A 23,965-nucleotide genomic window follows, 5' to 3' on the forward strand; every position below is an offset into this window, starting at 1 on the left:
GGGCCCGACCGTTGGTCGGGCCGCGGCGCTACTGCCTCAAATCCCGCACGGTCCGCGCCGGCGCTTCGATGCCGGCGCTGGCCCGCCACGGGTTGATGTCCAGCCCGCCACGGCGGGTGTAGCGCGCCTCCACTTCCAGCCATTCCGGTTGGCAGCGCAGGGTAAGCTCGTTGAAGATGCGCTCCACGCACTGCTCGTGGAATTCGGCATGCTCGCGGTAGCTCACCAGGTAGCGCAGCAGGCCTTCGCGGTCGATGCGCGGGCCGCGGTAGCGCACGCTCACGCTGGCCCAGTCCGGCTGGCCGGTGACCGGGCAGTTGGACTTGAGCAGCGCCGAACTGAGCGTCTCGGTCACCACCTGGCCGGCATTGGCCGACAGGTACTCCGGCGCCGGTGGACCGTAGCGCTCGATCGCCACGTCCAGCCCATCCAGTGATTCGCCTTCGGCCGCCTCCACCAGCAGCGGTACCCCGAACACCACGTTCACCACCGCCCCGGCGCAGGCCGACAGGTCACCGGCAATGCGCTGGCGGGCCTGCTCGTCATCGTCGAAACGGGTGCTGTTGAGCGAGTTGAGGTAAAGCTTGAACGACTTGGATTCGATCAGGTTCGGCGAGGTGCACGGCACGCTGATGGTGGCCACGGCCACCCGCGGCTTGCCGCGCCGGTCCAGCCAGCTCAGCTCATAGGCCTGCCAGCGGTCATGGCCGACGAAGGGAAGGTTGGCTTCGTCCACGCCGATCTCCTCGCGCGCGGCGCGGCGCGGGATCGGGAAGAGCAGGGCGGGGTCGTACTGGGAGGGGTAAGCAACCTCGCGACCGAGGCTGGAGTCCTGGGGGGTATTCATGCCGCCATTTTAGCGTGGCCGGGGCCCGCCGGCCGCCCTGTTCAGAAAACCTCCCGAAGCCTTCACGCCTGCGCCATGCCCCATTAACAACGCCTGTGACACCGTGCGATCCAGGGTTGTTCCATTCAAGGGAGCGTGTGGATGAGTACCGACAAGAAAGCCGATTTCTCCGGTGTCACCGCCAGCGTGGATACCACCGCGCAGAAGGTGGAGAAGGCCGATTTTTCCGGCGTTACCGCCTCGGTGGATTCCACCGCCGAACTGGTGGGGGGTAGCACCTACACCGTCCAGAAGGGCGACACGCTATCCAGGATCGCCAAGAACGAGCTGGGCGACGCAAATGCCTGGCAGAAGATCTTCGATCTCAACAAAGACGTGCTGAAGGATCCGGACAAGATTTTCCCGGACCAGGTGCTCAAGTTGCCGCCGAAAGGCTGAGCCGTCCGCATCGCAATCGACCTTATTCCCAGGGAGGAATTCCATGAAGAAGACGTCCATCAGCACTACCGTACTTGCCGCCGCGCTGGCCACCGTGGCCTTGGTTGGCTGCAAGAAGAAGGAAGACACCGCCGACAACAATGCCCAGCCGGCCACCCCGGTCGCGACGACCCCGGCCGAGCCGGCCGCGCCGCAGCCGATGACCGCTGCCGCCCCGGTGAGCGTGTCCGCCGTGACGGTGGGCAAGACCGCCGCCGCCGACAAGTCGGTGGCCCCGGTGGCGCTGTTCGCGCCGAAGGACATCATCATCGTCTCCTTCCGCACCGACGGCACCGCCAACAACGTCAATACCGGCGTCAAGCTGACCTATCAGGACGGCCAGGTGGCCGGCGAAAAGACCCAGGCGTTGAACACCTCGGGTCCTGATACCACCAACGTCACGTTCGAGAATGCGAACGGCTGGCCGGTCGGCAAGTACCGCGCAGAAGTCACCGTAGATGGTCAGGCGGCAGGAACGCCGCAGGAGTTCGAGGTCGAGTAAGTCCCGCCGACTCTCTCCCGGCAAGGACTCACGATGGACGCAGCCGCGAGGCTGCGTCTTTTTTGTTTGTGCCACACAGCGTTCCAATACCGCCGCGTATGGCCCGGCTTTGCTCCCCGGGGCTGAAACCGCGACAATGCGGGGGTTACCCGGAGAGCACTGTCCCCCATGTCGAACACGCCCAAGATTCTGTACACGCTTACCGATGAAGCCCCGTTCCTGGCCACCCAGTCGCTGCTGCCGATCGTCGAGGCCTACACCGCCACTGCCGGCATCGCAGTCGAAACCCGTGACATCTCGCTGTCCGGCCGCATCCTGGCGCTGTTCCCGGATTTCCTGAAGGACGACCAGAAGGAAGCCGACCACCTGGCCGAACTGGGCCAGTTGGCGACCACCCCGGACGCCAACATCATCAAGCTGCCCAACATCAGCGCCTCGGTGCCGCAGCTCAAGGCCGCCATCAAGGAACTGCAGGACCAGGGTTACGCCCTGCCCAACTACCCGGACGTGCCCACCGACGACGTCTCGCGCGACATCAAGGCGCGCTATGACAAGGTCAAGGGCAGCGCCGTGAACCCGGTGCTGCGCGAAGGCAACTCCGACCGCCGCGCGCCGCTGTCGGTCAAGAACTACGCCCGCAAGCACCCGCACCGCATGGGCAAGTGGTCCAACGAATCCAAGTCGCACGTCTCGCACATGGACGGCGGCGATTTCTACGGCAGCGAAAAGTCGGCCACCCTGGCGTCCGCCGGCACCCTGAAGATCGAACTGCAGCAGGCCGATGGCAGCACCGTCGTGCTGAAGGAAAAGACCGCCGTCAAGGCCGGTGAGATCGTCGATGCCGCCGTGATGAGCCGCAACGCGCTGGCCGCCTTCGTGCAGGCGCAGATCGCCGATGCCAAGGCCAAGGGCGTGCTGTTCTCGCTGCACCTGAAGGCCACCATGATGAAGGTCTCCGACCCGATCATGTTCGGCGTGGTCGTTGAAGAGTTCTACAAGGACGTGCTGGCCAAGCACGCCGACGTGCTCAAGCAGGCCGGCTTCGACCCCAACAACGGCATCGGCGACCTGTACGCGCGCCTGCCGCAGCTGCCCGAAGCCACCCAGGAAACCATCAAGGCCGACCTGGCTGCCGAGTACGGCAAGCGCCCGGGCCTGGCCATGGTCAATTCCGACAAGGGCATCACCAACCTGCACGTGCCCAGCGACGTCATCGTCGATGCCTCGATGCCGGCGATGATCCGCGACTCCGGTGGCATGTGGAATGCCGACGGCAAGCTGCAGGACACCAAGGCTGTCATTCCTGACCGCTGCTACGCCGGCGTGTACCAAGCCGTCATCGACGACTGCATTGCCCACGGCGCGTTCGACCCGGCCACCATGGGCTCGGTGCCGAACGTCGGCCTGATGGCGCAGAAGGCGGAAGAATACGGCTCGCACGACAAGACCTTCCAGATTCCGGCCGACGGCACCGTGCGCGTCACCGATGATGCCGGCAACGTGGTGTTCGAACACGCCGTGCAGACCGGCGACATCTGGCGCATGTGCCAGACCAAGGACGCCCCGATCCAGGACTGGGTCAAGCTGGCCGTGAACCGCGCCCGCCTGAGCAGCACCCCGGCCGTGTTCTGGCTGGATGCCTCGCGCGCGCACGATGCGCAGGTGATCGCCAAGGTCGAGACCTACCTCAAGGACCACGACACCAACGGCCTGGACATCCGCATCCTGGCCCCGGTGGAAGCAACCGCGTTCTCGCTGGACCGCATCCGCAAGGGTGAGGACACCATTTCGGTGACCGGCAACGTGCTGCGCGATTACCTCACCGACCTGTTCCCGATCATGGAACTGGGCACCAGCGCCAAGATGCTCTCCATCGTGCCGCTGATGGCCGGTGGTGGCCTGTTCGAGACCGGCGCCGGTGGTTCGGCCCCGAAGCACGTGCAGCAGTTCGTGGAAGAGGACTACCTGCGCTGGGATTCGCTGGGTGAATTCCTCGCCCTGGCCGCCTCGCTGGAGCACCTGGGCAACCGTTACGACAATGCCGGTGCGACGGTGCTGGCCAAGACCCTGGACCAGGCCAACGGCCAGTTCCTGGACAACGACAAGTCGCCCTCGCGCAAGCTCGGTGGCATCGACAACCGCGGCAGCCACTTCTACATCGCGCTGTACTGGGCCCAGGCCCTGGCCGCGCAGGATGACGATGCCGCGCTGAAGGCCCGCTTCGCCCCGCTGGCCAAGGCACTGGCTGACAGCGAGCAGGCCATCGTCGGCGAGCTGATTGCCGCGCAGGGCAAGCCGGTCGACATCGGTGGCTACTACCGCCCGGACGTGGCCAAGGCCAGCAAGGCCATGCGCCCGAGCAGCACCTTCAACACCGCACTGGCGGCGCTGTAAGGTTCGATTCCACTCGGGTGGTGGTCGACAGGAAACCCGCGCTTCGGCGCGGGTTTTTTTGTTTTGGCCGCAAATACGTGACGTACGTCCGGGCAGTTCTGGCACGCTCCCGCAACAAGGCAGCACCCAGCGGATGGATCCGGCTGTTTCGCCAGTGCGAAGTGAGCAGTCCATCACCGTTGAATGCGCGAGCCTTGGCATAGGCTACTCACTCAACCCGGGGGAAGGCGATGGCCAGGGTGCTGGTGGTCGGATCGGATGTCCAGGGAGAACGCGCGTTGCTGCAACGCCTGCGTGTCGCGGCCTCGTTGCCCGGCGACCGCGTGCGCAGCTGCCGCGATCTTGATGAGTGCGACCTGCTGGTGATCAAGGACACCCCGGCGTTGCGCAACGCCGCGTTGCGCATGGTGCGCGAGCGACCGCGCATCCAGCTCTGGGTGGAGGACCAGGACGGGCAGCTGCACCAGGGGCAGGGCGAAGATCGTGGCGTACTCGACGACCACGCCATCGAAGATGCCCTGCGGCAGATGCCCGATGCGCCGATGCGCATCGACGAACCCTGCACGGCGCAGGGCGCCAAGGCGATCACCCGCGCGCTGCGCGAACGCCTGCCCGCGCGCCAGGGGCACGCGGTGCTGGTGCTCAACGAGGTGCCGACACTTCTGCTCGATTTCTGCCTGGACCAGATGGTGGTGCCGGCGGGTATCGACGCCGCGAGCCTCGCCCAGCATCTGTCCGACCAGTTCGAATCGCTCTCGTTGCATGGCCTCTCCGAGCGGCGGTATCAGGAGCTCTCCGGCACGCTGCCACGCCAGCCGCTGCGGCCGCTGCTGTGGCAATGGGGCCAACGCCCCGCGCACTGGCATGAGCTGGATGCGCGCCTGCAGCGCGGCGCACGGGTAAAGCTGCTGCGCTGGCCTGATTTCCGCGTGCTGGGCCACCAGCACGACAACTTCCGGCTGTGCTCGTTGCTGCTCAAGCGCGCATGCAGCGTGGAGGAGTGCGCCACCCTGCTGGAGGTTTCCGCAGAAGCGGTGCGCAGCTTCGTCCACCCGGCCTACCTGTGCGGCTACGCCGCGCTGGAAGATTCGCCGATCCGCGCCGCGCCCCTGCGTGCGGGCGAGGGTGGCGGCACCCTGCTGGCCCGCATGTGGCGCAGCGTGCGCCAGCGTGGCGGGGGCTGAGCGTGCGCGAACACAAGATCGTGGTGCTCGGCGGGATGGGGTGTGGAAAATCAACCTTGGTGCGCGCCATCGCCGCCGGCGCGGTGGTGGATACCGATGTGCACAACACCGACCGCGACGGCGCCGACAAGGCCTCCACCACGGTGGCCATGGACTACGCCGACATCGACCTGCCCAACGGCGACCGCCTGCGCCTGTACGGCACCCCGGGTCAGCAGCGCTTCGACTTCATCTGGCCGATCCTGCTGCAGGGCGCCAGCGGCGTGGTGCTTTTGATTGATGCCACCCGCCGTGCAGCCGTGGAAGAACTTCAAGGCTACCTGGGCGTGCTGCGTGAACATGCCGCGCAGGTGCCGGCGGTGATCGGCGTTTCGCGGCTGGACCTGGCGCCGGAGTTCGACCTCGATTCCTGCGCCACGGTCGCGGGCTGGGATGACCGCCTGCTGCCGGTGATGCCCATCGACGCGCGCGAGCGCGAACAAGGCCTCTTCCTGATGGACGTGCTGATGAGCGAGATGGAAACCCGCGACCTGGTGCTGGCCCATGGCTGACGGGCAGGATGTGCGCCGGCTGGAACCGGCCGTGCGTGAACGTGTTGCCCAGCACCTTCAAGCGTTCGCCGACGGCCTCAATGGGGTGCGCAGTGCGGTGCTGGCCAGCGTTGATGGTTTCGCGCTCGTACCTGCAGCGGGCAGCCACGGCAATGGCGAACGTCTGGCCGCGATGACCAGCGCGATGCTGGCACTGGCCGCTGCCGTGGGCCGCGAGTTGTCATTGGGCGAGCTGGAAGTGCTGATGCTGGAGGCGGGCGAGGGCAAGGTGCTGATGCTGGCGCTGCCGTGCACCCCCGCGCCGCTGCTGCTGATGACCGCCTGCGACACGCGCAGCGTCACCGGCAAGGTGCTTTGGAGTGCAAAGGAATGTGGCCGCAACATCATGGCCGAACTCAGCGGATCACGAGCCGATCCGTAGGGGAACTTGGGGCTCGACAACCAAAGGGGTGCAACATGGCAGGAGTGAGCGATACCTTGGCCGCGCTGATGACCATCGACGGCGCGCAGGCGGTGGCACTGGTGGACTATGAGAGCGGCATGCTGCTGGGCGAAGCCGGCTCGGGCATGGACATGGAAGTGGCGGCAGCGGGCAACACCGAAGTGATCCGCGCGAAGATGAAAACCGCTGCGTCGTTGAACCTCAACGACACCATCGAGGACATCCTGATCTCGCTGGGCAAGGCGTACCACATCATGCGCCCGGTCGCGGCGCAGAAGGGATTGTTCCTGTACCTGGTGCTCGACCGCAACAAGTCCAACCTTGCCCTGGCACGGCGCCGGGTGCAGGACGTGGAAGCGTCGCTGGCGCTGTAAGACCCGACCCTGCTGCCGACCACCCCGGGTGGTCGGTGGCTGTCCGGGAACGGGCGGCTTGCCGGCCATGGGCCGGCACTACTATGGTGGGGATGGTTCTTCCGGTTGCCCAGCATGCCTGTTGCCCAATCCCCTGACGATGAAGCGCTGGCCGCGCGGCTGGCGGCGCTGATCCGCGATGGTTTCGAGGATTACCACGCGCGCTTTGCCGGGGTGACCCGGCGCGCGCGGGTGCGCTTCGAGACCCGCGACTGGAACGGGGCGCGCCAGGATGCGGTGGAGCGCATCGGGCTGTATGACCGCTGCATCGCTGAAACGGTGGATGTGCTGCGGCGGGCAGCGCGTGAGGCCGTGGGTGAGCGCAACCTCTGGCTGCGGATCCGCAGCGCCTACGCGGGTCTGGTTTCCGGGTTGATCGACGCCGAACTTTACAAGACCTTCTACAACACCCTGGCGCGGCGCCTGTTCGCGACCGAAGGCGTGGATGCGGCGGTGGAGTTCATGGCGATGGACGTGGAGCCCTCCGATGCCATCACCCACCCGGTCGCACGGCATACCTACGCGCTGTCGGCGACCCGGCCGGCCGAGGCCTTCATGCGGGTGCTGGGTGACTATCGCTTCGATGTGCCCTATGCGCACCAGCTGCGCTGCGCGGCCGCCATTGCCGTGCGCCTGCAGGACGACCTGCAGCATTGGGGGACACAGCCCGTACGCAGCATCGAGCTGCTGGATACCGTGTTCTACCGCGAGCGGCGTGCCTACCTGGTGGGGCGGGTGTTCGGCGAACACCGCTTCTCGCCCTGCGTGATCGCGCTGGTCAACGACGACAACGGCCTGCGTGCCGAGGCGGTGCTGACCCGGCGCCGCGATGTGGCGCACCTGTTCGGCGTGTCGCGCAGCTACTTCCAGGCCGACCTGGCCACCGTAGGTGACGCGGTGGTGTTCCTGCGCAGCCTGCTGCCGGCCAAGCCCATCGATGAGATCTACACCGTGCTGGGGCGTGCCAAACAGGGCAAGACCGAGCGCTACCGCACCTTCTTCCGCCACTTCCAGGAGCATCCCGACGAACAGCTGGTGCATGCCGATGGCACCCCCGGCATGGTCATGGCGGTGTTCACGCTGCCCAGTTACCCGCTGGTGTTCAAGCTGATCCGCGACCGCTTCGCCTGGCCCAAGACCATGACCCGGCACCAGGTGGAGGAAAAGTACGCGCTGGTGTTCAACCTGGATCGCGTCGGGCGCCTGCTGGATGCGCAACCCTACCGCCATCTCCGCTTTCCCAAGGTCCGCTTCTCGCCGGCGCTGCGCGAAGAACTGCTCACCCAGTGCGCGGCCAGCGTACGTGAAGACGGCGATTCGCTGGTGATCGCGTTGTGCTACGTGCAGCGCCGCTTCCGGCCGCTCAATCTTTACCTGCGCGAACAGACCGCCGAAGCCCGTCGCGCCGCCGCGCTGGATTATGCGCAGGCGATCACCGACATGGCGCGCAACAACATCTTCCCGGGCGACATGCTGCCCAAGAACTTCGGTGTGTCGCGGCATGGCCGTGCGGTGTTCTACGACTACGACGAGCTGTGCCTGGTGAGTGACTGCGTGTTCCGCGCATGGCCCACGCCGCGCAATGCGGACGAAGCCATGGCGGACGAACCGTGGTTCCACGTAGGCCCGCGTGATGTGTTCCCGGAGCGCTTCGCACCCTTCATGGGACTGCCCGCCGACGAGCTTGCCGCCGTGCGTGAACACCATGCGCATCTGTTCGATCCCCACCGGTGGCAGGGGCTGCAGGCGCGTTTCGCGGCCGGCGATTATCCCGATACGCCGCCCTACGCAGCCCATCATCGCCTGGCCTGATTTCCCCCTGACACATCACTGGGCTATCCTCGGGGTTCATCCACAAGGAGCAGGTGAGATGCGTTATCCCCATTTTCTGGCGTTGGCCCTCGCACTGGGCGGCACCGGGCTGGTCGCAACAAGCGACACCGCTGCACAGACCGCGCGTGCGGTGCGTGAGACCGCCGAAGCCAGCATGACGCTGACCGGCAAGATCGATATCGGTACCGACGGGCACGTCACCAGCTTCCAGCTGGACCATGCCGACAAGCTGCCTGCCGATCTGGCGGCATTCGTGCAGCGCCAGGTGCAGGCATGGCAGTTCCGGCCGGCCGTGGAGAACGGTACGGCGGTGGCGACGCAGACGCCGGTGACCCTTCGCCTGCTCTCCCAGTCCAGCCCGGACGGCGCCGGCGACACCGTGCGCGTGGCGGGCGCGAGCTTCAGCAAGTACGACCCGGACGACACCAGCCGGGTGACCTCCAGCGAGATCCGCTCGCCGACCTACCCGAAGACTCTCGCCGCCATGCGCGCCAAGGGTGAGGTGCTGCTGCTGCTGAAGGTCGGCCGCGACGGGACCGTGGACGATGTGGTCGCCGAGCAGGTAAACCTGCGCGTGGTGGGCAAGGAAAGCCAGATGCGCCAGGTGCGCAACGAGTTTGCCCGTGCATCGGTGTCCACCGCGCGCAGCTGGACCTTCCGCCCGCCGACCACCGGCAAGTTAAAGGACGCCGAGTCGTGGACGGTGCGGATCCCGGTCCGTTACATGATGGGCGAACGCACACCTTACGGCACGTGGGAAGCCTACATTCCCGGTCCGCGTGAGCGCGCGCCGTGGCGCACCTCGCAGGCCGGCGCAGAAGCCGCACCGGACCTGCTGGCTGCAGGTGGCATCTACATGGCAGACCTGGATGACGGTCCGCGCCTGCTCACCCCGTTGGGCAGCTGATCACAAGGAGTCGTGCAATGCGTAGTTCCCTTTACCTGGCACTGGCGTTGGCACTCGGCGGCAGCATCGTCGCCGCCGCGCCGGAGGCCGCCGCACAGACGCGCAGTGAGATGCGCAAGACCGCCGAAGGCAGCATGGTGCTGACCGGGCAGGTCAACATCGGTACCGAAGGGCAGGTGGAAGGCTTCGTGCTGGACCAGCGCGAGAAAGTGCCGGTGGAACTGGCCAGCTTCGTGGACCGCTCCGTGCAGACCTGGCGTTTCGAGCCGATCGTGCGCGATGGCAAGCCCGTGCGTGCGCGCACCCAGGTATCCATCCGCCTGGTCGCCAACATCGGGCCCGACGGCAAGGACATGGTCACGCTCGATGCTGCGACTTTCGGCGGGTATGACAACACGAGCACCGACCAGGTCACCTCGATCAAGCTGCCGCCGCCGCGCTTTCCCTCGGCAGCATTGAACATGGGCGGCAGTGGCGATGTGATGTTGATCGTGAAGGTCGGCCGTGACGGCAAGGTCATGGATGTGATCGCCGAACAGGTCAACCTGCGCGTGCTCGGCGACGCGCGCCGCATGGAGCGGCTGCGCGAGGCGTTCGCGAAGCAGAGCGTGGACGCCGCGCATCGCTGGAGCTTCCGGGCACCCAGTACGGGTGACGAGAAGGACAAGCCGTTCTGGTCCGTGCGCGTGCCGGTCAGCTTCGACTTCGGCGAAGTCACGCGCGGCTACGGCCAGTGGAACGTCTACATTCCGGGCCCGCGCGCGCAGGCGCCCTGGCGGCAGGTGGGACCCGGCGAACAGGATGTGGCTGGCCTGCTGGCGGTCGGCGGCGTATACATGACCGACGTCAGCAATGGCCCGCGCCTGCTGACCCCGCTCGGCGGGTGAGCAGGTGAGAGACCGGATCGGCGCCGCGCGTCGATCCGGTTTCAGAATCAGGTTCCGGCCGGGCCGTCCGGCGCCGGGTAGACCACGGTCCGGTTGCGACCCTGTTCCTTGGCCATGTACAGCGCCTTGTCGGCCAGTCGCAGCGCCTGCTGCGGGTCCTCGTGGTAGGACGGGTAGTGGGCCACGCCCAGCGATACCGTTACCGTGCCGACCTGTTCGAACACTTCCGCTTCCACCTGCTGCCGCAGGCGTTCGGCGATGCCGGCGCTGGCGGCCACGTCGATGCCCGGCAGCAGGATCAGGAACTCCTCGCCGCCATTGCGGCACAGCAGGTCGGTATCGCGCGAATCGTCGCGCATCAGCTGCGCGATGCGCAGGATCACCGCATCGCCTACCGCGTGGCCGAAGCGGTCGTTGATGGTCTTGAAGCGGTCGATGTCCAGCGCGATGATCCCGAACGGCTGCCCGCGTGCCTGCCAGTCCTCCAATCCTTCCTGCAGCCCACGGCGGTTCTGCAGGCCGGTGAGCGGGTCGGTCATGCTGGCGCGGTTGAGCTTGCCGATGCGGTCCTGCAGCAGGTTGAAGCTGTACAGCAGCGCCTGCTTGAGGTGCGCGGCCTCGTAGTACCACGCCTTGATGCCGGTCACGTGGCGGATGGCGATGCCGGTATCGCGGTTCTGCACGTTGCGCGCCATCTGCCACAGCGGCAGCGAAATGCGCCGGGCGAACCACCAGGTGACCAGCAGCGACAGCACGCCCAGCGGGATGGCATTCCAGATCACCGCCTTCATCAAGCGCGACAGCGGCGCCAGCGTGGCCTCGGTCGGGCGCTGTGCCACCACGCCCCAGCCCACGCTGGGCACCGGTGCGTAGCCGGCCAGCATCAGCACGCCGTGGCTGTTGCGCACTTCCTGCGCGCCCGAGTGGCCCTGGCTGACGGCCTTCACCGCCGGGTTCTCCAGCGCGAACTGGCCCACCCGGGTGGGTTCGATGTGGTACAGGATGCGGCCGTTGCGGTCGACCACGTACAGGTACGAGCCGTCGCGGTAGTAGTGCTTGCCCAGCAGGCTCTGCAGGATGCTGCGCTGGCGCAGGTAGATGGTGCCGCTCACATAGCCCTTGTACTGGCCCTGCGCGTCGAAGATGGGGTGCGAGATGGCGATGAGCAGGCGGCCGGTGGCCGACTGGTAGGGATCGCTGATGTACGGTTCACGGCGCTTGAGCGCCTCGCTGTTGCCTTGGCTGTTGAGCACCACCCCCTGCAGGGCCAGGCTCAACGGCGAGGTGGCCAGCACCGTGCCGGCCGGGTCCACGATCAGCACCGAGTTGAAGCTGTTGGTCTGCAGCTGCAGGCGGGCCGCTTCGGCTTCCAGCTCGGCCCGGGTGTGCGCCCGCTGGCCCAGGCCGGTGGCGGCGTAGGCCAGCTGCTGCTGGGCCGACAGCACGAAGTTCTGGGTGCTCTCGGCCAGCTTGCTGGCGTACACCCGGTTGGATTCGAGCGTGGTGCCGATCAGCTGTTCGCGCTGCACGCGGTAGCTGGCGTGCAGGGTGTTGGCCAAGGCGACGAGCGCGCTGAGCAGCGCAAGCGCCAGGATCAGCTTGCCCAGGTTGAGGCGGGATGACAGCAGGGGCATGGACGAAACAACCGGCAAGGTGCTGCGCCAACCGGTCCTACCGATGAGGCTGCAACGTTGGAGCGGTCAGAGGTGAACTGCATGGCGCCGGGCCGGTTCGCCTGGCGGCGCCCTGGATGCGGCCACCCTACCCCCGGGCGGACTACGGATCACGGCGCGGATTATCACGGATTCCGGGCCCGAAAGGGGAAGGCCGAACTCAGCGTTCCAGCCGCTTGCGAAGTACGCTGCGCACATTGGCCGCCATTGCCCCATCCAGCGGGCCCAGCACTCCGCGTGCGGCTTCGGGGATATGCGCGGTGGTATCGCCGCCGGCGGCGAATACATAGTGGTCGAACAATGCCTGCCAGTTCCGGCGCTGGGCCGGCGGCAGCCCGCGCAGCGCCAGCAATGACAGCATCAGGGCGTTCATGGGTGGATCCATCCAGGCCGGTACCGGGCGCCACCAGTAGTTCACCAGCACGTTGAAATCATCCAGCCCTTCCATGTGGTGCCACCACAGGGAAGGAATGAACACCGCATCGCCAGGGCCCAGTTCGGCCACCTGCGCGCTGGCCATGGCCCGGGCAAAGCGCGGGAAGCGGTCCAGGTCCGGTTCGGCGAAGTCGACCAGGCTCACTGCCTGGCCGGCCGGGGTGAAATCCAGCGGGCCGACATACAGGTTGCGGATCTGATCCGGCGGAAACAGGGTGACCCTGCGGCGGCCGGCCGCCACGCAGGCCAGGTTGTCCGGCACGTCGTGGTGGGCGGCGATGCGCGAGCGGTTGCCGATCCAGATGCTGGCCAGCGGTTCGTCCACGCCCAGCGCCAGCGGGTTGTGCTGGCGGAAGCCGGGCAGGAAGCTGTCCAGCGTGGTCGAGGCCACGTAGATGGTGGGCGGTTCGGGGGTGCTGCGGTACTTGAGCAGGGTATCGAGCACCACCTTCAGCGCGATCTGCTCGCGGCGGAAGTTGAAGCCGCTCATGTCCGCGTTGTAGAAGATGCGGCCCTTCGCTTCGGGCGGCGCGGTGGTGGCGGAAACCGGCAGGGTGCCGTGGTCGAACTGCTTGAGGTGGGCGACCGCGGCGTCGGCCGAGTCGCGTGCGGCGCTGACCATCGGCCAGTCCGCCACCAGCCCGCGGATCACCTTGGGCGTGGTCCAGCCTGGAAGTACCTCGGCCAGCCGGTGGCGGTCGAGGTCGCGCACTTCGTCGATCGGGCCGGGCATTGCAGGCATGGCAGGGTCGCTTGCGGGCGGTGGCGGTGTGGCGAGTGTAGACCCGCCACACCGCTGCTGCTCAGAACTTGTAGCGGACGCCGAACATGTAGCGCGGGCCGGTCTGGGTGGCGTAGCGCAGCATGTTGGTATGCCGTGCGTAGGTACGCATGGTCTCGTCGGTGAGGTTGATCGCCTCCAGGCTCAGCGACAGCTGTTCGCTGACCGCGTAGCTGATGTTGAGGTCGAGTTGGCCGTAATCATCGGTGTAGTTCGGGTTCGGGCCCTGGCCGCCGATGCCGTTGAGGAACTTCTCGCGCCAGTTGTAGGCCGCACGGATCTGCCAGTTGTGCTTGTCGTAGAACGCCACCAGGTTGGCCGAATCGCTCAGGCCCACCATCGGGTACTGGTCGCCCAGGCTCAGGTTGTCGAAGGTCAGCCCGGACTTCACCTTGGTGTAGTTGGCGGCCACGCCGAACCCGGACTGGCCGAACAGGTGCTGTACCGCCACTTCCCAGCCATCGAGATGGTCCGAACGCTGGTTGGCCGGCAGGGTGATGTCGAACCCGGCGATCGGGTCGCCCGGCTGGCCGACGATGGTGCCGGTGAGCTGGCCTGCCGAATTGGTGCCGGTGGCGGTCACGCCGGGCTGGCCGTTGAAGTTGGTGAAGATGTAATCGCGGATGCAGGGCATGTCGCTCACCCCGCAGCCGGCCGCCAGCGCCGCATTCCAGTACGCGCCACCGACCGGCGTGTGCAGGTCGCCGGTGTTCTCGCGGACGATCGTATTGCTGATGAAGTTCTTGATGTTCTTGCGGAAGAAGCCAACCGAGGCGTAACTGGATTCGCCGTAGTACCACTCCAGGGACAGGTCGAAGTTGTCCGACAGCAGCGGCTCCAGCGCCGGATTGCCGCGCGACCCGCTGCCGCCCTGGGTACGCACGATGTCGGCCAGCGACTGCCCGCTCTGGATCTGGTCCCACCCCGCGCGACCCAGGCTGCGGCTGTAGCTGCCGCGCAGCGCCAGCGTATCGCTGATGTCCAGCTTCAGGTCCAGGTTGGGCAGCACGTAGTCGTACTTGCCGCTGTCGCTGATGAAGCCGCTCTCGCTGGCATAGTCGATGTTCAGCTCGTTGGCCGAACTCCAGCTGATCCCGCTGGGCACGCGCACCATCGCGGTGGAGTCCACGTCGGTCTGTTCGTAGCGCACGCCAACCGCCACGTTCAACGGCATCGACCAGTCGAAGGTGGTGCGGTACTGCAGGAACGCGCTCTTGGACTTCTCGTTGGTGCGGATGTCCTGCGAGTACTCGGTGGGCGCCACGTAGCAGGTGGGGCAGGCCGGGTCGGACGCGGTGCCGACCTGGGCGGCGCGGTTGATCAGCCTGTCGAAGTCGAACACCAGGAACTGGCCGGTCAGGCGCGGATCGTTGTGCCCGGAGAACGCATCGAAGTACTTCGCCATGTCATCGGCATACCAGATGCTGTCATCGTAGTCGGCCGGGGTGCCCAGGCCGCCCCAGGTATTGCGCTGCATGATCGCCGAAGCCGAGCGGTTCTTCACGTCGGTATAGCCGACGCCGAAGTCCAGCGCGGAGTAGTCGGCGAACTTGAAGGTACCGCGCCCCTGGTACTGTTCCACCTCGGACTTGTTGTAGCTGTTCTGGAACACCGAGCCTGTCACCAGCGCATCGGCGGTCTGCACGCCGCCCGGCGGCAGCGCGATGTTGATGATCGGCAGGTCGCCGCTGTAGTCCACGGTGGTCTTGCCGCGCACGAACGCGGCCACGCCGAGCACGCCGGCCGAACCGTACGGGCTGTCCGGCTGCGACTCGCCGGTGGAGTTGTGGGCATCGAAGTTCAGGGTCAACGCATCGTTGACCTCCCACTCCACGTTGAAGCCCAGCGAGTCCAGGGTGTTCTTGGTCGCCAGCTGCGCGCCACCCATCGACACGTCCGAATTGACCATGTCTTCGCTGTAGATGATCGGTGCGGCGACCGGGCCGTTGGTCCAGATGCTGTCGCCCGGGCCGTAGTTGAACCACACCGACAGCTCGCTGCGCTGCTGCTGCACCTTGTTCTCGACATAGGTGTAGTCCAGCGTGGTGGTCACGTTGTCGACCGGCTTCCACTGCAGGGTGGCCTGGCCGTTGGTGCGCTGGCGCTGCACGCCGTTGACGTTGTAGGCGGTGTTCTGCGGGCGCCCGTACACATCATTGGGGCCGGGACGATTCTGGATGCGGTCCGCGTAGCCCTGGCCGGGCTGCGGCAGCACGCGCCAGTCGGTGGTGTTATCGCCTTCGAACGTGGCCCAGCCTTCGGCCACCGTGGCCTGGTTGAAGCCGGAGTCGCGCTCCTGGTAGCTGCCGCTCAGCATCACGCCCACGCGGCCATCGGCGTAGGTGTCGCTGAAGATGCCGGACAGCTCGCCGGTGTACTTGGACCCCTGCAGCGTGCGCGGCAGGTTGTCGTTCGAGGTATCGCTGACCGCCTTCAGGCCCACGCTGACCACCGGCGCCGATTCGAGCGGGCGCAGGGTCTTGACGTTGATCGTGGCGCCAATGCCTCCGGTCGGGTTGTCGGCGCGCGTGGTCTTGAACACCTCCACCGCCGAGATCGACTCGGAGGCGATGTTGGCGAAGTCGAACGAGCGCGAACCGGACAGGCCGCCACCGCCGTTGCCGAGGTTGGAGGCCGGCATCTGGCGGCCGTTGAGCAGCACCAGGTTGAAGTCCGGGCCGATGCCGCGCACGGTCACCTTGGAGCCTTCGCCGCTGGAGGTGCGGTCGATCGACACGCCGCTGATGCGCTGCAGCGATTCGGCCAGGTTGGTATCCGGGAACTTGCCGATGTCTTCGGCCACGATGCCGTCCACGACACCCTGGCTGTCGCGCTTGAGGTTCATGGACGAGGTGAGGCTGCCACGGATACCGGTGACCTGCACCGTATCGAGCGTGGCCGGATCCAGCCCTTCCGACGACGACGCAGCGCCGTCGCGGGTGGTGTCCTGGGCCCACGCCGGCCCGGCCAACACGGCGAGCAGCGCGGAAGTGAGCATTGCCTTGCGGGGTACGGCCTTGTACGTCTTCATTGCAGCTCCCTCCCCAGGGAAATCGGTAATGGCAGTCCTACGGCGTCTGGCACGATTCAACAACGATGTGGGCGGATTGGGCCGACGCCTGACAGCGTTGTCAACAAAGTGCCATGAAGGGCGTCGTTTGCGGTGTCGCCCATGGGTGTCCCTGTGTGTCCCCTGGCAGGTCGCTGTACAGCCGTTAAACGTTGCAATGCGGGCCTTTCAGCCCGGTTTTGCAGGGACGTGATGCGCCCGATTCAGTGTGGTCTGGCCGTTGTGCAGTGCAGAACGAAACTGCGCGAAATCTGTTTTCGGGACATTGCCGAGCGCTGTCATGTCTCCTGACCGATTGTCTGACAGCGCTGGACAAGTGGGCGTCCAGCGGGTTCCATGTCTGGCCGCCGCATGGCTGGCAATTCCCATCAGAAGGACAGGCAATGGACACTTCCACCGTGGTTCGCGGGCAGCACGTACAGAGCACACGCATGGCGCTGGCCGTGGTGACGGCGATCTTCTTCATGTGGGGCTTCATCACCTGCCTCAACGACATCCTGATTCCGCACCTCAAGGCCGCGTTCTCGCTGACCTGGGTGCAGGCCATGCTCATCCAGTTCACCTTCTTCGGCGCCTACTTCCTGATGTCGCTGCCGGCAGGGCGGCTGGTGGCGGCCGTGGGCTACAAGCGCGGCATCGTGGCCGGGCTGGCCATCGCCGGTGTCGGTGCGCTGTTGTTCTGGCCTGCCGCCGCGCTGCATGTGTACGGGCTGTTCCTGGGCGCGTTGTTCGTGCTGGCCACCGGCATCACCGTGCTGCAGGTCGCCGCCAATCCGTATGTGGCGCTGCTGGGGCCGGAGCAGACCAGCTCCAGCCGGCTCACCCTGGCCCAGTCGATGAACGCACTGGGCACCACCATCGCCCCGCTGTTCGGTGGCCTGCTGATCCTGGCGGCCGAACCGCGCAGCGCCGAACAGCTGGCGCTGCTGCCGCAGGCCGAAGCGCTGGCCTACCGCGCCGCTGAAGCACAGTCGGTGCAGGTGCCGTACTTCGGCCTGGCCATCGCGTTGTTCGTGCTGGCCGCGGCGATCTGGATGTTCCGCCTGCCCAGCATTGCCGGGGTGGAAGACATCAAGGAGCAGGGCACGCTGGGCGCGGCGCTGCGCCACAAGCACCTGGCCTTCGGCGTGCTGGCGATCTTCTTTTACGTGGGCGCGGAAGTGTCCATCGGCAGCGTGCTGGTCAACTTCCTGTCCATGCCCGGCATCGGCGAAGGACTGACCGAGCAGGAGGCCACGCGCTACGTGTCGCTGTACTGGGGCGGCGCGCTGGTCGGCCGGCTGGTCGGAACGTTCCTGCTGGCGCGCTTCGATCCGCGCCGCCTGCTTGGGCTGTTCGCGCTGGTGGTGATGGGCCTGCTGGCGGTGACCATGCTCGGCACCGGCGAGCTGGCCAAATGGAGCGTGGTCAGCGTGGGTCTGTTCAACTCGATCATGTTCCCGACCATCTTCGCGCTGGCCATTGGCGGCCTGGGCCCGCTTACGGGACAGGGCTCCAGCCTGCTGGTGATGGCGATCGTGGGCGGCGCGGTGGTTCCGCTGGCCGTGGGTTGGCTGGCCGACCACTACGGGCTGCAGGCATCGTTCCTGCTGCCGATGCTGTGCTACCTGTTCATCGTGTTCTACGCATGGCGCGGGTCGCGCCGTTACGCCTGACGCGTCAACGTCGCCGTGGTGCGTGGGTGGATTCACGCACCAGCACCGCATGGTCCACGGTGACCATGCGGCCGGCCTTCGGCGAGCGGATGCGTTCGATCAGCTGTTCGGTGGCCAACCGGCCCATCGTGTCGGTGGGCTGGCGTACGGTGGTCAGTGCCGGGTAGATGTGCCCGGCAATGGGCGTGTCATCGAAGCCGCACACGGAAAGATCGCGCGGCACGCGCAGGCCACGCTGGCCGGCCACGCGGAACACCGCGGCGGCCATGTCGTCGTTGGCCGCGAAGATCGCGGTCGGCGGCTCGGGCAGGTCCAGCAGCGTGTTGGCCGCCTCGATGCCCGATTCGAACGAGAACTGGCCACTGGCCACCAGCGCCGGGTCGTACTCGATGCCGGCCTCGCGCAATGCCTGGCGGTAGCCGGCCAGGCGCCACTGGCACGCGCCATGCGCGCGCGGGCCCTTGATGTGCGCGATGCGGCGGTGGCCCTGTGCGACCAGGTGGCCGATCAGTTCCACCACTGCGGTGGTTTCGTCCATGCGCACGCCGATGCGGCCCTCGGGATGGCGTGGCGCGATGCTGGAGAACGGAATCTCGTTGTCTTCCAGGTACGCCAGCACCACCGCATCATCGGTGAGCGGCGGAATCAGCACCACGCCATCGGGTCGCGAGTTCTCGAACAGCGCGGCCAGGTCGGGCAGGGTGCGCCGGCCGATGCCGACCGGCCCCAGGATCAGGTTGTAGTGGTTGGCATGACAGGCCTCCAGCATGCCGTTCTGGATTTCCATCAGGTAATTGCGCGAGGGGTTGTTGTAGACCAGCGCCAGCGCATACGAGCGTTGCCCGGCCAGGCTGCGCGCCGACAGGTTCGGTTTGTACCCGAGCCGGGTGACCGCAGCCAGCACGCGGTCGCGCGTTTCCACCCGCACGTTCGGCTCGTTGTTGAGCACGCGCGATACGGTCTTGATCGAAACGCCCGCAATGGCGGCGACATCCTCGATACGACTACGCATGGTGCGATGGATCCTCCTGGAGAGCCCGGCCGGCCGCTGCCGATGGTAATGCGCCTGTGTCGTTTCGGGATTACCGAAGCAGGCGGATGGTGCCACGTTGCGGGGTATTCGTGCACGGTCTGGATTTCCATGCGGCGCTGCAACAGCAACTGCGCATTCTCTTCCCATTGGAAAACAGCAGGCCCAGCAATCACGGGGATACCAGGACAACGCGCTCGCCAAGCAGTTGACAGGGCCACGCCCGGCTTATATGACAGCGCTGTCACCGGAAGCGCCGAAGCAGCCCGCGCCCGGTCCATCATCCGCACATTCCATTGGAGGTAGATGCACGTGAGCAGCGCCCGGAAGACTCTTCTTACCGTCTGTGTCTTGACGGCATTGGCCGCCCAGGCGCATGCCGCACCCGCCGCCGAGCGCCTGCAGGACTGGCCGCAGGTGACCAGTGCGATCGCCTCCGACCCGGCCATCGAAAGCCGCGTGCGCAGCATCCTTGCGCAGATGACCCTGGCGCAGAAGGTCGGGCAGATGACCCAGCCGGAGATCAAGCAGATCACCCCGGAACAGGTGCGCACCTATTACATCGGTTCGGTGCTCAACGGCGGTGGCTCGTGGCCGGGCATGGACAAGCACGCCAGCGTGGCCGACTGGGTCAAGCTGGCCGATGCGTATCACGCCGCCTCGCTGGCCACCGACGCGCGCACCCCGGTGCCGGTGATCTGGGGCACCGATGCGGTGCACGGCCACAGCAATGTGTTTGGCGCCACGCTGTTCCCGCACAACATTGGCCTGGGCGCCACCCGTGATGCCGGGTTGATCGAGCGCATCGGCGCCGCCACCGGCAGCGCCACCCGTGCCACCGGCATCGGCTGGGTGTTCGCGCCGACGCTGGCCGTGGCGCATGACCCGCGCTGGGGCCGCACCTACGAAAGCTTCTCGTCCGACCCGTCCATCGTGCGCGAATACGCCACCGCCTACGTCAAGGGCGCACAGGGCCGCTTCACCGGCGACGGCAACGTGGTGGCCACGGCCAAGCACTACATCGGCGATGGGGCCACCGACAACGGTCGCGACCAGGGCGAGGCCACGGTGGACAAGGCCACCATGATCAACGTGCACGGCCAGGGGTACTTCGGTGCCCTGGGCGAAGGCGTGCAGACGGTGATGGCCTCGTTCAACAGCTGGAACGACCGCGCCGGCGGCGTGGACTACGGCAAGATGCACGGCAGCCAGGCGCTGCTCACCGGCGCGCTGAAGGAGAAGATGGGTTTCGACGGCTTCGTCGTCTCCGACTGGAACGGCATCGCCCAGGTGCCCGGCTGTCGCAACGACAGCTGCGCCCAGGCGATCAACGCCGGCATCGACATGGTGATGGTGCCCGATGACTGGAAGGCCTTCATCGCAAACACCATGGCCCAGGTGGAGAGCGGCGAGATTCCGATGGCGCGCATCGACGATGCGGTGACCCGCATCCTGCGCGTGAAGCTGCGTGCGGGCCTGTTCGAGCACAAGCCGTCCGACAGCCGTTACGCAGGTGACGCCAACGCCGTGCAGCACCGCGAACTGGCGCGCGAAGCCGTGCGCGAATCGCTGGTGCTGCTGAAGAACCAGGACAAGGTGCTGCCGCTCAAGCGCGATGCGCGCGTGCTGGTGGTGGGCAAGAGTGCCGACAGCCTGTCCGACCAGGCCGGGGGCTGGTCGCTGACCTGGCAGGGTACCGAGAACGCCAACGCCGATTTCCCCAACGCCGATTCGGTGCTGGGTGCGCTGCGCGCCGAACTGGGCACGCAGCAGGTGACCTACAGCGCGGACGCCAAGGGCATCGATGCCTCGGCGTTCGACGTGGTGGTCGCGGTGATCGGCGAAACGCCGTACGCCGAAACCAACGGCGACATCCTCGCTTCGGACACGGTCAGCCACAGCCGTGCGCAGCCGCAGGACCTCGCCGTGCTCAAGGCCGCTGCCGCCACCGGCAAGCCGCTGGTCACGGTGTATTTCTCCGGCCGCCCGATGTACACCAACGACCTGCTCAACCTGTCGCAGGCGTTCGTTGCCGCGTGGCTGCCGGGTACCGAAGGCAAGGGCATCACCGACGTGCTGGTGGCTGGCAAGGACGGCAGGCCCGCGCATGACTTCCACGGCCGGCTCAGCTTCCCGTGGCCGGGCGTGCCGTGCCCGGCACCGATCGACCGCCCGGACCCGAAGCGCCCGGACCTGTTCAAATTCGGCTATGGCCTGAGCTACGCCAAGCCGGCGCAGGTCGCGCGCCTGCCCGAAACCAACCCGGACCATTGCGGCGAAGTGACCACGCTGCCGATCTTCAACCGGGTGGACACCGCGCCGTTCTCGCTGCACATCGCCGCCGGTGGCGCCACCCAGCCGCTCGGCAACGATCTCAACGCCAGCCTGCGCTGGCCCGCCGCCACGCCGGTCGCCGACGTGCGCACGGTGCAGATCAACACCCAGCAGGACGCCCGCGAAGTGACTTGGCTGGCCCCGGCGCAGCTGATCGCGCGCAGCACCTCGCGGCGCAACCTGGGCGCGCTGGCGCGCAGCAACGGCGCGTTGCAGTTCGACGTGATGGTGCAGCACCAGCCCGCTTCGCCGGTCACGGTGACCATGCAGTGCGGCACCGGCTGCGAGGGCGGGGTGGATATCGCCCCGGCGCTGGCAACGCTCACCCCTGGCCAGAAGCGCACCGTGACCATCCCGCTGGCCTGCTTCGCCAGCAAGGGCGTGGACCTGGGCGCGGTGGAAGCACCGTTCGTGGTCAGCGCGGACAAGCCGTTCGCGGCGGCCTTCACCCAGGTGCGGGTGGCGACGAAGGCCGACAAGGCCGAGGGTGTGGTGGAGTGCAGGTGACGTGCGGCGCCGGCGAGCCGTCGGCGCCACTAGCTTGACGTTTTAGGAACAGATTCAAAGGAAGGCTGCCGCGTGGTGGGTAGTGTGCGGGTCATACGCACGCGGGGAGTCGGCTATGACGTTTGTTCACGTCCTGGGTGGGGCATCGCTGTTGATCCTGGTGGCGGTGTCCACGGTGATCAGAGCCGGGATCGGGTTGGATTGGGGAGGCGCGGAAGCGGCGCCGGACGCAGTGGAAGAAACCGCTGCGGACGCGGTGGAGACTGCGGAGGAGCCGGTGGCGATGCTGGTTACGCCACACTTCGGGCCGTTGTTGGATCGGATGCGGCCGTGAGGTGTACCGACCAACGGTCGGTACCTACCGGTTCTGCATGAAAAAGGCCCCGCAGTGCGGGGCCTTTTTCTGTTTCGATCTCGGCGCCGGTCAGCGCTTCATCGAACCGAAGAACTCGTCGTTGGACTTGGTGTTCTTCATCTTGTCGAGCAGGAACTCCATCGCGGCGATTTCGTCCATCGGGTGCAGCAGCTTGCGCAGGATCCAGATCTTCTGCAGCAGCTCCGGTTCGATCAACAGGTCTTCGCGGCGGGTGCCCGAACGGTTGATGTCGATGGCCGGGTACACACGCTTTTCTGCGATACGACGGTTCAGGTGCACTTCGCTGTTGCCGGTGCCCTTGAATTCTTCGTAGATCACTTCGTCCATCTTGCTGCCGGTGTCGACCAGCGCGGTGGCGATGATGGTCAGGCTGCCGCCTTCTTCAACGTTGCGCGCGGCACCGAAGAAGCGCTTCGGGCGGTGCAGGGCGTTGGCGTCCACACCACCGGTGAGCACCTTGCCGGAGCTGGGCACCACGTTGTTGTAGGCACGCGCAAGGCGGGTGATCGAGTCGAGCAGGATCACCACGTCCTTCTTGTGTTCCACCAGGCGCTTGGCGCGCTCGATCACCATTTCGGCAACCTGCACGTGGCGCGCGGCCGGTTCGTCGAAGGTGGAGCTGATGACTTCGCCGCGCACGGTGCGCTGCATTTCGGTCACTTCTTCCGGACGCTCGTCGATGAGCAGCACGATCATGTGCACGTCCGGATGGTTGGTGGTGATCGCCGTTGCCACCTGCTGCATCAGCATGGTCTTACCGGCCTTCGGCGGGGAGACGATCAGCGCACGCTGCCCCTTACCCTGCGGTGCCATCAGATCCATGATGCGGCCGGTGATGTCTTCGGACGAACCGTTGCCACGTTCCAGGGTGAAGCGCTTGCGCGGGAACAGCGGGGTGAGGTTCTCGAACAACACCTTGTTCTTGGACGCTTCCAGCGGCTCACCGTTGATGGTGTCCACGATCGACAGCGCAAAGTAACGCTCGCCGTCCTTCGGGAAGCGGATGCGGCCGGAGAGGTGGTCGCCGGTGCGCAGGTTGAAGCGGCGGATCTGGCTGGGCGAAATGTAGGTATCGTCAGGGCCGGCCAGGTAGCTGGCTTCAGCCGCGCGCAGGAAGCCGAAGCCGTCCGGCAGGATTTCCAGCACGCCGTCGGCGGCCACGCCGTCGCCATGGCGGGTGAGCACCTTGAGCAGGGCGAAGATCACGTCCTGCTTGCGGGCGCGGGCCACGCCTTCGGAGATCTGCAGCTGCTCGGCGATTTCCAGCAGCTTCTGCGCCGGCATGCGCTTGAGGTCGCTCAGCGAATAGACCGGGAAGCCCTCGGGCACGTTGGCCTGCTGGCTGCGCACGAACGGCTGCTGTTCGCCATTGTCCTGCGGCATGCCGTCGTCGCGGAAGCCACCACCGCCACCACCGCCGCGATTGCGGTCGCGGTCACGGCGGTTGCGGAAACGGTCACGGCGGTTGCCCTGGCCCTGGCCTTGGTTCTGGCCCTGGCCCTGGTTCTGACCCTGCTGGTACGGGTTCTGGCCGCCCTGCGGGTTGTTGTTATTGCGCTGGCCGCCGTCGCCGGCGTCCTGGCCACCGCCCTGCGGGGCCGGGGCATCGCCGCCGGAAGCGGCCGGTGCCTGGGGCGCCTGCTGCGGCGCTGCGGGTGCAGCCGGCG

The 23,965-nt window shown here is 66.6% G+C and carries 19 protein-coding genes; 13 read left to right on the forward strand and 6 right to left on the reverse strand.

Annotated features, from left to right (window positions below):
- Positions 1-28 precede the first annotated feature (28 nt).
- A complete protein-coding gene (gene queF / locus QMX79_RS12350; protein WP_282247012.1) occupies positions 29-847 on the reverse strand; it encodes an NADPH-dependent 7-cyano-7-deazaguanine reductase QueF in 819 nt (272 codons plus the stop codon).
- 141 nt (positions 848-988) lie between these two features.
- Between queF and QMX79_RS12355 the strand changes: the two genes are divergently transcribed.
- From QMX79_RS12355 to QMX79_RS12400, 10 genes are all read left to right on the forward strand, one after another.
- A complete protein-coding gene (locus QMX79_RS12355; RefSeq protein WP_282247013.1) occupies positions 989-1,285 on the forward strand; it encodes a LysM peptidoglycan-binding domain-containing protein in 297 nt (98 codons plus the stop codon).
- 43 nt (positions 1,286-1,328) lie between these two features.
- Positions 1,329-1,826, forward strand: coding sequence for a hypothetical protein (locus QMX79_RS12360; protein WP_282247014.1), 498 nt, complete (start codon positions 1,329-1,331; stop codon positions 1,824-1,826).
- A gap of 168 nt (positions 1,827-1,994) precedes the next feature.
- On the forward strand, positions 1,995-4,220 hold the full coding sequence (locus QMX79_RS12365; RefSeq protein WP_282247015.1) for an NADP-dependent isocitrate dehydrogenase: 2,226 nt from the start codon (positions 1,995-1,997) through the stop codon (positions 4,218-4,220).
- Between the two features lie 230 nt (positions 4,221-4,450).
- A complete protein-coding gene (locus QMX79_RS12370; RefSeq protein ID WP_282247016.1) occupies positions 4,451-5,404 on the forward strand; it encodes a hypothetical protein in 954 nt (317 codons plus the stop codon).
- A 2-nt stretch (positions 5,405-5,406) separates the two neighbouring features.
- The gene (locus QMX79_RS12375; protein ID WP_282247017.1) at positions 5,407-5,955 is read left to right on the forward strand and encodes an ATP/GTP-binding protein; all 549 of its coding nucleotides are present in this window, start codon (positions 5,407-5,409) and stop codon (positions 5,953-5,955) included.
- Positions 5,948-6,376: a roadblock/LC7 domain-containing protein gene (locus tag QMX79_RS12380; RefSeq protein ID WP_282247018.1), complete on the forward strand. Its 429-nt coding sequence runs from the start codon at positions 5,948-5,950 to the stop codon at positions 6,374-6,376. Before QMX79_RS12375 ends, QMX79_RS12380 begins: the two co-directional genes overlap by 8 nt.
- 35 nt (positions 6,377-6,411) lie before the next feature.
- Positions 6,412-6,771: a hypothetical protein gene (locus QMX79_RS12385; RefSeq protein ID WP_282247019.1), complete on the forward strand. Its 360-nt coding sequence runs from the start codon at positions 6,412-6,414 to the stop codon at positions 6,769-6,771.
- 114 nt (positions 6,772-6,885) lie between these two features.
- Positions 6,886-8,622, forward strand: a complete 1,737-nt coding sequence (aceK, locus tag QMX79_RS12390; RefSeq protein ID WP_282247020.1) for a bifunctional isocitrate dehydrogenase kinase/phosphatase — start codon at positions 6,886-6,888, stop codon at positions 8,620-8,622.
- A 58-nt stretch (positions 8,623-8,680) separates the two neighbouring features.
- Positions 8,681-9,550, forward strand: a complete 870-nt coding sequence (locus QMX79_RS12395; protein ID WP_282247021.1) for a TonB family protein — start codon at positions 8,681-8,683, stop codon at positions 9,548-9,550.
- A 17-nt stretch (positions 9,551-9,567) separates the two neighbouring features.
- Positions 9,568-10,437, forward strand: coding sequence for an energy transducer TonB (locus QMX79_RS12400; RefSeq protein WP_282247022.1), 870 nt, complete (start codon positions 9,568-9,570; stop codon positions 10,435-10,437).
- Positions 10,438-10,484: 47 nt separating this feature from the next.
- On the opposite strand, the gene QMX79_RS12405 is transcribed toward QMX79_RS12400, so the two are convergent.
- The 3 genes from QMX79_RS12405 to QMX79_RS12415 form a co-directional block, all read right to left on the reverse strand.
- Entirely contained in the window at positions 10,485-12,071 is a 1,587-nt protein-coding gene (locus QMX79_RS12405) for a sensor domain-containing diguanylate cyclase (protein ID WP_282247023.1), read from the reverse strand.
- A gap of 199 nt (positions 12,072-12,270) precedes the next feature.
- A complete protein-coding gene (locus QMX79_RS12410) occupies positions 12,271-13,287 on the reverse strand; it encodes a cupin-like domain-containing protein (protein WP_282247024.1) in 1,017 nt (338 codons plus the stop codon).
- Between the two features lie 61 nt (positions 13,288-13,348).
- Entirely contained in the window at positions 13,349-16,357 is a 3,009-nt protein-coding gene (locus QMX79_RS12415) for a TonB-dependent receptor (protein WP_282247025.1), read from the reverse strand.
- Between the two features lie 422 nt (positions 16,358-16,779).
- Between QMX79_RS12415 and QMX79_RS12420 the strand changes: the two genes are divergently transcribed.
- Positions 16,780-18,051, forward strand: coding sequence for a sugar MFS transporter (locus QMX79_RS12420; RefSeq protein WP_282247026.1), 1,272 nt, complete (start codon positions 16,780-16,782; stop codon positions 18,049-18,051).
- A 4-nt stretch (positions 18,052-18,055) separates the two neighbouring features.
- Here the strand turns inward: QMX79_RS12420 and QMX79_RS12425 are convergent, their stop codons facing one another.
- A complete protein-coding gene (locus QMX79_RS12425) occupies positions 18,056-19,063 on the reverse strand; it encodes a LacI family DNA-binding transcriptional regulator (protein ID WP_282247027.1) in 1,008 nt (335 codons plus the stop codon).
- A gap of 369 nt (positions 19,064-19,432) precedes the next feature.
- Between QMX79_RS12425 and QMX79_RS12430 the strand changes: the two genes are divergently transcribed.
- The gene (locus QMX79_RS12430) at positions 19,433-21,922 is read left to right on the forward strand and encodes an exo 1,3/1,4-beta-D-glucan glucohydrolase (protein ID WP_282247028.1); all 2,490 of its coding nucleotides are present in this window, start codon (positions 19,433-19,435) and stop codon (positions 21,920-21,922) included.
- 115 nt (positions 21,923-22,037) lie between these two features.
- Complete coding sequence (locus QMX79_RS12435) at positions 22,038-22,256, forward strand: hypothetical protein (RefSeq protein ID WP_282247029.1); 219 nt, start codon at positions 22,038-22,040, stop codon at positions 22,254-22,256.
- A 90-nt stretch (positions 22,257-22,346) separates the two neighbouring features.
- Here the strand turns inward: QMX79_RS12435 and rho are convergent.
- A partial coding sequence (gene rho, locus QMX79_RS12440; RefSeq protein ID WP_282247030.1) for a transcription termination factor Rho occupies positions 22,347-23,965 on the reverse strand: 1,619 nt, incomplete at its 5' end.

Source organism: Stenotrophomonas sp. PS02300 (assembly GCF_029959395.1).
In the GTDB taxonomy this organism is placed as follows: Bacteria; Pseudomonadota; Gammaproteobacteria; order Xanthomonadales; family Xanthomonadaceae; genus Stenotrophomonas; species Stenotrophomonas maltophilia_AD.

Bases quoted from the DNA above. Each gene is read 5' to 3' on its own strand.
- queF (WP_282247012.1), bottom strand. From the start codon at position 847: ATGAATACCCCCCAGGACTCCAGCCTCGGTCGCGAGGTTGCTTACCCC.
- QMX79_RS12355 (WP_282247013.1), top strand. From the start codon at position 989: ATGAGTACCGACAAGAAAGCCGATTTCTCCGGTGTCACCGCCAGCGTG.
- QMX79_RS12360 (WP_282247014.1), top strand. From the start codon at position 1,329: ATGAAGAAGACGTCCATCAGCACTACCGTACTTGCCGCCGCGCTGGCC.
- QMX79_RS12365 (WP_282247015.1), top strand. From the start codon at position 1,995: ATGTCGAACACGCCCAAGATTCTGTACACGCTTACCGATGAAGCCCCG.
- QMX79_RS12370 (WP_282247016.1), top strand. From the start codon at position 4,451: ATGGCCAGGGTGCTGGTGGTCGGATCGGATGTCCAGGGAGAACGCGCG.
- QMX79_RS12380 (WP_282247018.1), top strand. From the start codon at position 5,948: ATGGCTGACGGGCAGGATGTGCGCCGGCTGGAACCGGCCGTGCGTGAA.
- QMX79_RS12385 (WP_282247019.1), top strand. From the start codon at position 6,412: ATGGCAGGAGTGAGCGATACCTTGGCCGCGCTGATGACCATCGACGGC.
- aceK (WP_282247020.1), top strand. From the start codon at position 6,886: ATGCCTGTTGCCCAATCCCCTGACGATGAAGCGCTGGCCGCGCGGCTG.
- QMX79_RS12395 (WP_282247021.1), top strand. From the start codon at position 8,681: ATGCGTTATCCCCATTTTCTGGCGTTGGCCCTCGCACTGGGCGGCACC.
- QMX79_RS12400 (WP_282247022.1), top strand. From the start codon at position 9,568: ATGCGTAGTTCCCTTTACCTGGCACTGGCGTTGGCACTCGGCGGCAGC.
- QMX79_RS12405 (WP_282247023.1), bottom strand. From the start codon at position 12,071: ATGCCCCTGCTGTCATCCCGCCTCAACCTGGGCAAGCTGATCCTGGCG.
- QMX79_RS12410 (WP_282247024.1), bottom strand. From the start codon at position 13,287: ATGCCTGCAATGCCCGGCCCGATCGACGAAGTGCGCGACCTCGACCGC.
- QMX79_RS12415 (WP_282247025.1), bottom strand. From the start codon at position 16,357: ATGAAGACGTACAAGGCCGTACCCCGCAAGGCAATGCTCACTTCCGCG.
- QMX79_RS12420 (WP_282247026.1), top strand. From the start codon at position 16,780: ATGGACACTTCCACCGTGGTTCGCGGGCAGCACGTACAGAGCACACGC.
- QMX79_RS12425 (WP_282247027.1), bottom strand. From the start codon at position 19,063: ATGCGTAGTCGTATCGAGGATGTCGCCGCCATTGCGGGCGTTTCGATC.
- QMX79_RS12435 (WP_282247029.1), top strand. From the start codon at position 22,038: ATGACGTTTGTTCACGTCCTGGGTGGGGCATCGCTGTTGATCCTGGTG.